Raw genomic sequence first — 11,698 nt, forward strand, 5'->3', positions numbered from 1 at the left:
TTGTGGTGCCGACTGGATGTGGAAACTGGCGCGGCCCGGTGCCGCGGACGCGGGGCGAGGGCCGCCTCTGGCGGACGCGCCAGGGCGCGCGGCGCCTCGGGGGGATGCCGCTCTCTAGTTCACCATGCGGCCCCGGCCTTCCCAGTACGGCGCCTGCACCGCGCGGCGCATGACCTTGCCGTTGGGGTTCTTGGGCAGCGTGGGCACGAACTCGATGCGCCGGGGCCGCTTGAAGCCGCCCAGGTGCTGGGCGCAGAAGGCGTCGATGGCGGCGCTGACCTCGTCGCCCGCCGTGCGGCCGGGCTTGAGCACCACGTGCGCGGCCACGGCCTCGCCCCACTTGTCGTCGGGCACGGCGAACACGCAGGCATCGGCGATCGCGTCGTGCTGGTACAGCACCGCTTCCACCTCGGAGGGGTACACGTTGAAGCCGCCGCTGATCACCATGTCCTTCTTGCGGTCCACGATGTAGACAAAGCCTTCGTCGTCCATGCGGGCCAGGTCGCCCGTGTGGTACGCACCGTCCTTGAGCACCTCGGCCGTGAGCTCGGGCGCGCGCCAGTAGCCCGCGAAGACGTCGTCGCCGCGCACCACGATCTCGCCGATCTCGCCCGTGGCCACGGGCCGGCCGTCGTCGCCCAGGATCTGCACGTCGCATTCCAGGAACGGCCGCCCGCACGATGCCAGGCGCTCGGGCCGCGCGGCGCGGGCAAACAGATGGTCTTCCACCGACAGGCCACAGACACCCGAGGTCGTCTCGCCCGCGCCATAGCCTTGCTGCAGGATGGGGCCGAACACGTCCATGGCCTTCAGGATGCGCGCGGGCGCCATGGGGGCGGCGCCATAGCCCAGGCGCAGCAGGTCCGGCAGGGGGCGGTACTGGCCCTCCAGCTCGGCCAGCAGCATGTTGATCATGGTGGGCACCATGAAGGTGTGCGTCACGCGGTCGGCGCGCATGTCGGCGATGAAGCGCGCGGGCTCGAAGCCGTTGAACAGGCGGATGGTCACGCCCTGGCACAGCGCGGGCACGATCTGCATGCCCGATGCGTGCGTGATCGGCCCCACCAGCCCCAGGATGTGCCCGGGCTGCTGTCCGTCCGAGCGCGTGAGGAACTTGCGCAGCTGCGCCAGCCGGTTGCCAAAGGTCTGCATGGCCGCCTTGAGCACGCCCGACGAGCCCGAGGTGTAGTGCAGCACGGCCACCTCGTGCTCGTGCACCTGCACGGGACTGAAGGCATCGCTGGCCTGCGCCAGTGCGGCCTCGTAGCTTGCGGCACCTGCGCCATCGAGCAGCAGCAGGCGAGGCATGCCGCCCTGCAGTGCCTGCTCCACGTGCGGGCGGATGGCCTCGGCCCGCTCGGCCGTGGTGACGATGAGGGCGGCATCGCTGTTGGCCGCCACGGCGCCCACTTCGGCGGGCGACAGCCGTGCGTTGAAGGGTGCCTTGACGAGCCCGGCCTTGTAGCAGGCGATCTCGATCTCGACGATTTCCACGCAGTTGGGCAGGTAGATGCCCACGCGGTCGCCGCGCGCCAGGCCCAGGCCGAGCAGGGCGTTGGCCAGGCGGTTGGAGCGCTGCTCCAGCTCGGCATAGGTGACGCTGCGCGCGGGGCTCTTCACGGCCACGCGCCGGGCGTGCGTCCGGGCGCTCCTGGCGACAAGCGCGCCCACGTTGGCGACCGCGCGGGGAGGGAGGGGGGAGGGGGTGGTAATGGCTGTCTCCTGAAACACCGGCCCCGTCGAGCGCGGGGCATGGGGCCACTGTTCCAGAAGACGGGGGTATCAGGGAAATACCGATTGCTGATGGGGAGGTATCAGATGAATTGATGGCCTTGCTGCCGGCCACCACCCTGGGAACACTATTTCGCCTTGGCGCGGGCGGCGGGCTTTCTGCCGGCGGGCCTGGCGGCATTGAGCTCCACCGCAGCGCGGATGAGCGCCTTGAAGGCATCGGCATCCACCTCATCGCCTTCATGGATGTCGATGGCCCGCCGCGCGTTGCCGTCCAGGCTGGCGTTGAAGAGCCGGGCCGGGTCGGGCAGCGAGGCCCCCTTGAGGAAGGTGAGCTTCACCGACGCCTTGTAGCTCTCGCCGGTGCACAGGATGCCGCCCAGCGACCACACGGGCGTGCCCATCCACTTCCATTCCTCCACCACGCCGGGCGCGGCCTCGTGGATGAGCTGGCGCATGCGGGCCAGCGCGCGGCCGCGCCAGTCGGCGAGGTCGGCGATGCGCTGGTCGATGAGGGTGGAGGCGGGCTGGTTGTTTGTGGTGCTGGTGGATGGCATGCGTGTCTCCTGCGGCTGGTTTTTCGGGAAGGCGTGCGATCAATCTGCAGCGCAGGATGTTCCTGCGGCCTGCAGCACCGCCTTGATGAACCGCGCTTTCTCGTCGCGGTATCGGTCCATCCCATCGGATGCGAACCGCTGTTTGAGCTGGTTGTACTGGGTTACCAGCGCAGGGTCGGCGCGCAAGGCATCGCGAAAATGCAGAAAGAACTCGAACTCCGAGCCACGCGCTACCACCTGCAGTGCAACGTCCATGGTGGTGTCGGCTGACAAAAGCATGCACAGCGCGGGCGTGCGCAGCGTGCCGGCCTTGGCCACGTAGCCCGCAGCTTCCAGGGCTTCGACACTGCGTGCGTGGTCCTGCGCCGGTACCAGCAAGCAGATGTCCAGGTCGCCCTTGGAGATGGCGCCTGGGATGGACGAGGCACCGATGTGTTCGATGATGGCGTGGGGCACAAGCCTGGCGACTTCAGCGGCCACCGCCGCGAAGGTGGCTGCTGCCTGGTCCTGGTACTGCGCGGATTCGAGCAATGTCACCCTGGGCATCCTCACACCACCGCCTCCCACTTCCCCGACACCACCAGTTCCAGCACCACCGCGATCAGCGCCTCCATCACCACCTGCATCACGCCGTCCACCTCGCGGTCGGCGGTGGTGGCCAGGGTATAGCTGCGCGTCAGCTCGGGGTTGACCACGCGGGCCACCATCCAGTCGGGGCCGGCGGCAGGCGCGTCGCCCAGCGCGCAGGCGGGCGTGAAGGTGAAGCCGCCCCCGCACGCGTACAGCGACCGGATCACGCGGGCGGAGTCGTGTTCGTGGGCGATGTTCAGGGCCACGCCGCGCGCGGCGGCGGCTTCTTCCACCCGCTGGCGGATGGAGTAGCGGCGCGACTGCAGCACCAGGGGCTGCGCGGCGGCGTCGGCGAAGTCGATGGTGGGGCGCGCGGTGGCGGCCGCCGCGCCCGCAACGGTGCCGGTAGTGGCGGCGATGGCGTCGGCACCCGGTGGCTTGCGCAGCAGCGCCCGCACGGCGCCGCCGGGGTCGTGCCCGCAAAAATACATGGCCTCGCGCACCAGCGGGCGGCAGTGCAGGCCCTCCACCTGCGCCGCGTCCACCAGGATGCCGATGTCCGCGCGGCGGTCGAGCATCGCCTTTTTCACCATCAGGCTCAGGTCGTCCAGGACAAAGACGCGGATGCGCGGGTGCGACTCCTTCAGGTGCGCCAGCAGCGGGCCCATGATCAGCGACGAGAGCAGGAACGGCACCGCGATCGTCGCCGAGCCCTCGGGCCCCTGCGGCAGGCGCTGGATGCGCTCGCGCATCGCGGCGGCGTCGCTCAGCAGGCGGCGGGCGTCTTCGTACAGCTGCTGCCCGGCGGGCGTGGGCGTGACGCCGGCGTGCGAGCGCTCGAACAGCCGCGCGCCCAGCTCGCCCTCGAGCTTCTTGATCTGCGCGGTGAGCGCGGGCTGGGCGATGTACAGCGTGCCCGCCGCGCGCGAGAGGCTGCCGGCTTCCAGCACGGCGATGAAGTAGCGGAGCGCGCGCAGGTCCATGGGGCAGGGCGGAATCTGGGGGAGGAAGGAGGGTGGTCGGCGGATGAATCGCACGCAACTCTAACCTGCCCGCCATCCCGGGCCGGGGGTATGCGGAGGGCGAGTTTGCAAACGCGTTTTTCTTCGTTGGGGCGCGGGCTCCGCGCGCGGATCATGCCCTTCAACCCCATCCCCCAACCGCTTATCCCGCAGGAGCCCGCTATGCCCGTCCAGTTCATCGGCATGATCCAGCCGAACGAAGTGTCAGAAACCATTCCCCGCCGTGGCCCGGCGGTGGACCCCGCCTATGTGCGCGTGTTCGCCCAGGCGCACGAGCACGCGGGCTTCGACCGCATCCTGGTGCCCGCCAGCTCATCGAGCCCCGACACGCTGCTCACCGCCACCTACGCGGCCTCGGTCACGCAGAAGATCGGCCTGCTGCTGGCCCACCGCCCCGGCTTCGTGGCGCCCACGCTGGCCGCGCGCCAGCTGGCCACGCTGGACCACTACACCGGCGGCCGCCTGGCGGTGCACTACATCAGCGGCGGCTCGGACGAAGACCAGCAGCGCGACGGCGACTTCCTCGGTCACGACGAGCGCTATGCGCGCACCGACGAATACCTCGGCATCCTGCGCCGCGTGTGGGCCGAGGACAAGCCCTTCGACCACGAAGGCACTTACTACCGCGCCAAGGGTGCCGTGTCCGAGGTGAAGCCGCTGCAGGGCCAGCGCGTGCCCATCTACTTTGGCGGCGCATCGGCCCCCGCCTTGCAGGTGGCCGGCAAGCATGCCGACGTGTACGCGCTGTGGGGCGAATCGCTGGCCCAGGCCGGCGACCTGGTGCGCCGCGTGCGCGCCGAGGCCACCTTGCACGGCCGCCATGTGGATTTCAGCATCTCGTTCCGTCCCATCCTGGGCAAGACCGAGGACGAGGCCTGGGCCAAGGCCGAGCGCATCCTGGACGACACCCGCCGCCTGCGCGTGCAGCAGGGCTATGCACGCGGCGTGGGACCGCAGCAAAGCGAAGGCGCGCAGCGCCTGCTGGCCGATGCGGCCAAGGGCGACCGCGTGGACGAACGCCTGTGGACGGCCATCGCGCGCGAGATTGGCGGGCGGTCCAACTCCACCTCCCTGGTCGGCACGCCCGAGCAGGTGGCCGACGCGCTGCTCAAGTACTACGACCTGGGCATCACCACCTTCCTCATCCGGGGCTTCGACCCGCTGGTGGATGCCATCGACTACGGCCGCGAGCTGCTGCCCCTGGTGCGCGCCAAAGTGGCTGAACGCGACGGCGAGCATGCCGCGCAAACCCTGCGCAAGGCAGCCTGATGAGTGGCCGCATCGACCACGCCGAGGGCAACCGCCCCGGCATCGGCAGCGACGACAGGGGCAGCGCCGGCCACCGCAGCCGCCCCGGCGCATCGCGCCGCCAGTGGCTGCAGCAGGCGGCGGCCCTGTCGGTGGGCGCCACCGGCATCCTGGGCCCGGGCTCCGCCGCTCGCGCCCAGGCGCAGGCACCTGCGGCATCGCTGGTGCTGGGCGACCAGGCCGGTGGATTGCGTGCCCTGTTCGAAGCCGCCCGCACGCTGGAGGGCGCACCGTTTGCCTGGCGCTGGGCCAACTTCCAGGGCGCGGCGCCGCTGTTTGAAGCGCACCGCAGCGGCGCGGTGGACACCGCCATGGCCGGCGACCTGCCCGTGCTGGCGGCCGCGGTGGGCAAGACGCCGCTCAAGATCGTGGCCACCCGCGTCGGCCAGCCCGACTCGCTGGGCATCGTGGTGCAGGGCGACTCGCCGCTGGGCAAGGTGGCCGACCTGCGGGGCAGAACCGTCATCGTCTCGTCCGCGCGCGGCAGCATCTCGCAATACCAGCTGTACGGCGCGCTGGAAGAGGCGGGCGTCAAGCGCGAGGAGGTCACGGTCAAGTTCGTGCTGCCCACCGACGCAGCCGCCGCCTTCGCCTCCCGGCAGATCGACGCCTGGGCGATCTTCGACCCCTACTACACCATCGCCCTGCAGCAGGGCGGCCGCATCCTGCGCGACGGGCGCGGCATCAACACCGCCCTGGGCTTCATCACCGCCACCGAGGCCGCCCTGGCCGACCCGGCCAAGCGCGCCGCCATCGTGCAGTACCTGGACCGCCTGGCCCGCGCCGGCGACTGGGCCCTGGCCCACCGCGAGGCGTATGCGCAGGTCTACACCCAGCTCACGCGCCTGCCCATCGACGCCTCGCGCATCATCACCGGGCGCGCGGCCATCGCGGCCCGGCCCGTGACGCAGGCGGATGTCACGGCGCTGCAGACGGTGGCGGACCGTTCCGCGCGGGATGGGATCCTGCCGGTGCGGGTGGATGTGGCGGCGATCACGGATATGCAGGTTTGGCGAGGGGCCGTGTGAGCAGTGGATTCTCTGTTTTGAATGAAAAATGGCCCTGGCGCTTTCTGGTCAAGCGCTGGGTGCTATTGAAACGAGAGCGGACGATGTGCCGCTCTTTTTCTTTCGGCCGTGAGGAGATCCGGGCCGAACTAGCGCACGAGGCCTGACAATTCATTCCAGCCAACGCCGCTTCGTGGCGCGGCTTCACGGCCAGCCGCCAGCCGGCACGGGGCGCGCCTCGCGAAGGGGCTCGTGCACGGGAGCCAGGCGGCGAGCGGCTCGTTGTGTATCTCGCACGGAGGACACCATGGGACTCTTGACCTTCAGCATCAACGTCACCCTGGACGGTTGCGTCGACCACCAGGAAGGAATCGCCGACGAGGAGACACACGCCTTCTTCACCCGCCTCATGGACGAGAACGGGGCGATGCTGTGGGGCCGCGTGACCTACGAGATGATGGAGAGCTACTGGCCAGCGGTGGCGCGTGGCGACGCGGAGGCGCCGGCGGCGGTGCGCGAGTGGGCGGTCAAGCTGGAGGCCAAGCCGAAGTACGTGGTGTCCTCGACGCGAAAGGACTTCCCGTGGACCCGCAGCCACCACATCGCCGGCGACCTGCGCACGGGCGTGCAGCAGCTCAAGGACGCGACCCCAGACGGCGTACTTCTCGGTAGCGGCAAGCTCGCGACCGAGCTGGACCGGCTGGATCTGATCGACGAGTACCAATTGCTCGTCCATCCCAGGATCTCCGGCCACGGCCCAACCCTGTACGAGAGCGGGCTGCCCGGTACGCGGCGGCTCGCGTTGATCTCGGCGAGGCCGCTGCGCTGCGGCGCGGTCGCCATGCACTACCGGCGCGCGCGCTGAGGCCGGGAGGGGCCCTGCCGCCTCACGGCGTGCAGCCCTTGGACGGGTCTGCGCTGCGCGGCCCGCCGGTGAGGCGGGCGTTGCGGCGGCGCCGCCAAAAAAAGCCACCGGCAGCCCCTGACCGGGACGCGTCTTGCATCTTGCGCTCAGCCCGCCACCGCCCGCATTCCCACCAGCCCGGGCATCGCGCCCCGCATCGCCTCCAGGAACAACCGCAACCGCGCCGGATAGAACCGCGCGTAGGGGTACACCAGGTACACCAGGTACACCGGCAGCGGCGCGGCGTGCCATGTGGGCACCAGGTGCAGCAAATGCCCCTGCCGCACATCGTTGTCCACGATCCACGCCGATGAAATGCATGCCCCCAGTCCGGCCAGCGCGGCGCTGCGCAGGGCATACAGGCTGTCGGTGGCCAGGCGCGGTGTGATGCCGAAGGTGTGGGCCTCCCCGCTGGGCTCGTGCACCAGCGTCACGTCGCGCCGGTAGAAGGTGCTGAGCGCCAGCCAGGGCAGCCGCTGCAGGTCCTGCGCATGCTCGGGCGTGGGGCGCCCGGCCATGAGGGCCGGGGAGGCGAGCACGATGCGGGGCACTTCGGCCAGGCGCACGGCCACCACGCTGGGGTCGTCCACCGCGCCGACCTGGATGGCGCAGTCGATGCCTTCGGCGATGAAGTTGGGGCGGCGGTCGTGCAACATCCATTCCACGTCCACCTCGGGGTAGCGGCGCAGGTAGGCCATCAGCGGGGCGATGAACTGGTCTTGCCCGAAGGCGTGCGGTGCCAGCACGCGCAGGGTGCCGCGCGGGGTGTCGGCCGTGCCGCGCAGGTCGTCTTCCATGGCGCGCCAGTCTTCCAGCAGGGCCTTGGCGTGGGCAAAGCAGCGTTCGCCGTCTTCCGTCAGCTTCATCACGTGGGTGGAGCGCTGCAGCAGCTTGATGCCCAGGCTGCGCTCCAGCGCCTGCAGGCGGCGGCTCACGGTGGGCTGGCTGGTGCCCAGCTGCTGGGCGGCGGCAGACAGGCTGCCGGTCTCCACGATGCGGATGAAGGTCTGCATCAGCTCGATGCGGTCGGCGCCGGGCGGCAGGGTGACGGTCATGCGCCAAGCGTATAACAAATCTGCAGCTTGGCCCACTACCCAAGGGGAGGGTGCGCTAGAACAATCGCACCATTCCTTTTGTTGAGCGGGTATTGAGATGTCTTCCATTCAAAATGTGCATGCAACAAGCCCTGCCGCCGGCACGGCCCCGGCGCGGCCGCCTGCCGAGGGCGCGGTGAGCGCGCCGCTCTTGCTGCTGCTGGCCACCACGGCGGGGCTGAGCGTGGCGTCGCTGTACTACAGCCAGCCCATGCTGGGCGTGCTGGGGCCCGACATGCAGGCCGACAGCCGCGTGGTGGGCCTGGTGCCCACGCTCACCCAGCTGGGGTATGCGCTGGGCATTCTGCTGCTGGCCCCGCTGGGCGACCGGTATGACCGGCGCCGCATCATCGTCATCAAGTCCATCGCGCTGATGCTGGCCCTGCTGCTGAGCGGCCTGGCGCCCGGCATGGGCGCGCTGCTGGCGGCCAGCCTGGCCGTGGGCCTGGCGGCCACGGTGGCGCAGGACGTGGTGCCCGCCGCCGCCACGCTGGTCCCGGCCGCGCAGCGCGGGCGCATGGTGGGCATCGTGATGACCGGGCTGCTGCTGGGCATCTTGCTGTCGCGCGTGGTCAGCGGCTTCGTGGCGCAGCAGTGGGGCTGGCGCACGGTGTATGTGGCGGCGGCGGTGGCCATTGCGCTGCTGACGGTGGCCGTGTGGCGCGGGCTGCCGCGTTTCGCGCCCACCACGCAGCTGGGCTATGGGGCGTTGATCGGCTCGATGGTGGCACTGTGGCGCCAGCACGCGGCGCTGCGCCGCGCGGCCTGGGCGCAGGGCCTGCTGGCCGTGGGCTTCAGCGCCTTCTGGTCCACGCTGGCGGTGATGCTGCACAGCCAGTTCCACCTGGGCACGGCGGCGGCGGGTGCGTTTGGCCTGGCCGGGGCGGCGGGCGCATTGGCCGCGCCCCTGGCGGGGCGCCTGGCCGACAAGCGCGGGCCCGAGGTCGTGACCCGCTATGGCGCCGGGCTGGCGGCCGCATCGTTTGCCGTGATGGCGCTGGCGCCGCTGCTACCGGCACAGGCGCAGCTCGCGTTGATCGTGGCCAGTGCCATCGGTTTTGACTTTGGCGTGCAGGCCACGCTGGTGGCGCACCAGACCATCGTGTACGGCATCGACCCCGCCGCGCGCAGCCGGCTCAATGCGCTGCTGTTCACGGGCATGTTCATCGGCATGTCGGCCGGCGCGGCGCTGGGCAGCCTGGTGCTGGCGCAGTGGGGCTGGCTGGGGGTGGTGGCGCTGGCCACCGTGGGGTCGCTGGCGGCCCTGGGGGCTCGGATGGTGGGGAGGGCACCCTGATTGGAGTGAAAATGGCCCCTTGCGCTTGTTGGACAAGCGCTGGCAGCTATGAAAAAAAGAGCGGCCATCGGGCCGCTCTTTTTCTTTTTCTTGGGGCTGCGTCATCCGGCAGGCTGACTCAGGCCTTTTTCACCTCGATGTGGTAGAGCCCCCAGGGGCACAGGCCAAAGCGCTCTTTCACCGGCTTGTCCTTGAACGCGGGCAGCACATCGGCGTCGTACACGGCCCACTGGGGGCCCAGGCCGCCCAGGGCCATGGGCTGGCCGTCGATGTGGGTGGCGACGATCATGCGGTAGGCCTGCGCATCGGCCATGCTGATGGTGACGTTGTAGCCGTCCACCGCGCGCAGCACCAGCTGCACCGGGCTGCCCGCCGCCACGCCCGCTGCCGCGAGCACGGTGGTGAGCAGGGGGCCTTTGAGTGTGTGGGGCTTGGCGTCGTACTCCAGCGTGGGTTTGATGGTGACGGCCGCCATGCGCTGCAGGGCGGCGGCGTCGAACGCGTGCGCCTGGGTGAACTGGATGCCATGCTTGCCCATCATCTGGTCGATGGTGGGGTCCAGCGCGCCACGGTTGGGCTTGGTGATGGCGCCGCTGATGGTCAGCAGCGCGGGGTTGCCGGCGGCGGCGGGCGGGGCCGCGTGGCTGCTGCCGGTGGCGGTCCACAGCCCTGCCAGTCCCATGCTGGCCGCGACGAAATGGCGCTTTTGCTTGTTCATCATGCTCCTCGTTGTGGTTGAGGGGCGCATGGTAAGCGCAAGGCGGGCTGGTGCCACGCAAAAAATGACCGGCCGGCCGGATGCCGGCCGGTGCATTGCCTCAGCCCGCCGTGGCCAACCCGGGCGGCTGCAGCACGCTCTTGAAGCTGCGGTCCCACAGCGGCGCGACCTGCGCGGGGCCGTCCAGCACGCCCAGCTGCAGGAAGGCGTCGGCCACGGCCTGGTGGCCCTTGACCACGCCGTCGTCCACGGGGCGCAGGTCGTAGTCGGTGCTGCGGTTGTTCCACAGCTCGATCAGGTCGCCCACGGGCACGCGGGTTTCGGCGGACTGGGCGCGGGCGTAGCCGAGGTAGTTGCCATTGGCCCACAGGTAGGCGCGGCGCAGGCGCTGCAGGTAGTCGCTGATGGCGGCGTGGCGGGCCGGGTCTTCCACCGCGCGCGGGTTGGCGTAGATGGGGAAGTTGCCCGACAGATACCCCTGGCCCGTCTTGAGCACGCGTGCGCCATAGCGCAGCCGCGCCAGCTGGCCGTTGTAGCCGTAGATGGCCCAGGCATCCAGGTCGCCCCGGTCGAAGGCCGACAGCCCATCGGCCGGCGTGAGGTTGATGGCGCTGATGTCGGCGAACGACAGGCCCGCCTCGGCCAGTTGCCGGCTCAGGTAGTAGTGCGAGGTGGTTGCGCGCACGTAGCCCACGCGCTTGCCCTTGAGGTCCGCGATGCGCTGGACGGGCGCGTCCTTGCGGGCCAGCGTGACCTGGTTGTGGAGGTCTTCGCGCACCACCGCGATGAAGCGCACCTGCGCCTTCTGGCGCGCGGCGAACAGGGCCGGGATCTCGCTGCCCGAGCCCAGGTCCAGCGCGTCGCCGTTCAGGGCCTCGATGTGCAGCACGCCGTTGTTCAGCTCGCGCCATTCGATGCGGTAGGGCGTGTGGCCCTGGCCGGACGCGGCGATGAGGGCGCGCCACAGGCCCTTGTAGGTGCCGATGCGCAGGGTCACCTTGGAGAGGTCGGGTGCGGGTGGCGTGGCCAGCGCGGGCACGCCCGCCGTGGCGACCCAGGCGGCGGCGCCCAGGCCGGCCTGGATGAGTTGGCGGCGGTTCAGGGGTTGGGGTGTGTGGGGCATGGCGGGCAGGTTCGTGGAGCAATGGGACAGGCCGCGAGGTTCCGACAAGCGCTACGGCTGCGCAAAGACCATTGCGTAGCATCGATATGCGCTAAATGCGGCACCCGCAAGGGTCCCCGGCAAACAGGCTTCCGCGAAACTGCGGATGCCCCAATGAACCGGAGCCTCCGTCCCCGCAGAGGAGTGCGCACGGGGCACCGGTAACCAGAAGCATCCTGGTGCGATGCCAATGAAATTGACGGGCTGCGTCCAAAGGGGTCTGGGCGTACGATGGATGGCCGCTGGCGTTGTAGCAATATCCTGCAGCTCTCCGTCCCGGGGAGCCGGGGCTTCGTGTTTTTTCACTCCCACTTTAATGTGCGTGAGA

The 11,698-nt window shown here is 70.1% G+C and carries 11 protein-coding genes; 4 read left to right on the top strand and 7 right to left on the bottom strand.

The genetic code is table 11. From position 1 onward, the window contains the following. Positions 1 to 114: 114 nt before the first annotated feature. From KW843_RS08195 to KW843_RS08210, 4 genes are all read right to left on the bottom strand, one after another. Positions 115 to 1,731 (bottom strand): AMP-binding protein, encoded by a 1,617-nt coding sequence (locus KW843_RS08195; RefSeq protein WP_370628464.1) that lies wholly within the window; start codon positions 1,729 to 1,731, stop codon positions 115 to 117. Positions 1,732 to 1,859: 128 nt separating this feature from the next. Continuing rightward, positions 1,860 to 2,288, bottom strand: a complete 429-nt coding sequence (locus KW843_RS08200; RefSeq protein WP_218294648.1) for a DUF1801 domain-containing protein — start codon at positions 2,286 to 2,288, stop codon at positions 1,860 to 1,862. A gap of 39 nt (positions 2,289 to 2,327) precedes the next feature. Next, positions 2,328 to 2,825: a GrpB family protein gene (locus KW843_RS08205; protein WP_218294649.1), complete on the bottom strand. Its 498-nt coding sequence runs from the start codon at positions 2,823 to 2,825 to the stop codon at positions 2,328 to 2,330. A gap of 11 nt (positions 2,826 to 2,836) precedes the next feature. Further along, entirely contained in the window at positions 2,837 to 3,841 is a 1,005-nt protein-coding gene (locus KW843_RS08210) for a LysR substrate-binding domain-containing protein (RefSeq protein ID WP_218294650.1), read from the bottom strand. A 201-nt stretch (positions 3,842 to 4,042) separates the two neighbouring features. Here KW843_RS08210 and KW843_RS08215 point away from each other — a divergent pair, with 201 nt between their 5' ends. The 3 genes from KW843_RS08215 (at position 4,043) to KW843_RS08225 (ending at position 7,060) form a co-directional block, all read left to right on the top strand. Continuing rightward, positions 4,043 to 5,149 carry an LLM class flavin-dependent oxidoreductase gene (locus tag KW843_RS08215; RefSeq protein WP_218294651.1) on the top strand — a complete coding sequence of 369 codons (1,107 nt, stop codon included), beginning with the start codon at positions 4,043 to 4,045 and terminating at the stop codon, positions 5,147 to 5,149. Then, positions 5,149 to 6,216, top strand: coding sequence for an ABC transporter substrate-binding protein (locus KW843_RS08220; RefSeq protein ID WP_218294652.1), 1,068 nt, complete (start codon positions 5,149 to 5,151; stop codon positions 6,214 to 6,216). Before KW843_RS08215 ends, KW843_RS08220 begins: the two co-directional genes overlap by 1 nt. A 286-nt stretch (positions 6,217 to 6,502) precedes the next feature. Continuing rightward, entirely contained in the window at positions 6,503 to 7,060 is a 558-nt protein-coding gene (locus KW843_RS08225; RefSeq protein ID WP_218294653.1) for a dihydrofolate reductase family protein, read from the top strand. 146 nt (positions 7,061 to 7,206) lie between these two features. Here the strand turns inward: KW843_RS08225 and KW843_RS08230 are convergent, their stop codons facing one another. Further along, positions 7,207 to 8,154, bottom strand: coding sequence for a LysR family transcriptional regulator (locus KW843_RS08230; RefSeq protein ID WP_218294654.1), 948 nt, complete (start codon positions 8,152 to 8,154; stop codon positions 7,207 to 7,209). A gap of 97 nt (positions 8,155 to 8,251) precedes the next feature. Between KW843_RS08230 and KW843_RS08235 the strand changes: the two genes are divergently transcribed. Beyond that, complete coding sequence (locus tag KW843_RS08235) at positions 8,252 to 9,490, top strand: MFS transporter (protein ID WP_218294655.1); 1,239 nt, start codon at positions 8,252 to 8,254, stop codon at positions 9,488 to 9,490. 118 nt (positions 9,491 to 9,608) lie between these two features. Here KW843_RS08235 and KW843_RS08240 read toward each other — a convergent pair whose 3' ends face one another. Both KW843_RS08240 and KW843_RS08245 read right to left on the bottom strand, forming a co-directional pair. Continuing rightward, the gene (locus tag KW843_RS08240; RefSeq protein WP_218294656.1) at positions 9,609 to 10,208 is read right to left on the bottom strand and encodes a molybdopterin-dependent oxidoreductase; all 600 of its coding nucleotides are present in this window, start codon (positions 10,206 to 10,208) and stop codon (positions 9,609 to 9,611) included. A 100-nt stretch (positions 10,209 to 10,308) separates the two neighbouring features. Then, the gene (locus KW843_RS08245; RefSeq protein ID WP_218294657.1) at positions 10,309 to 11,331 is read right to left on the bottom strand and encodes an ABC transporter substrate-binding protein; all 1,023 of its coding nucleotides are present in this window, start codon (positions 11,329 to 11,331) and stop codon (positions 10,309 to 10,311) included. Between the last annotated feature and the right edge of the window lie 367 nt (positions 11,332 to 11,698).

This window comes from Acidovorax sp. sif1233 (assembly GCF_019218755.1).
Lineage (GTDB): Bacteria > Pseudomonadota > Gammaproteobacteria > Burkholderiales > Burkholderiaceae_C > Acidovorax.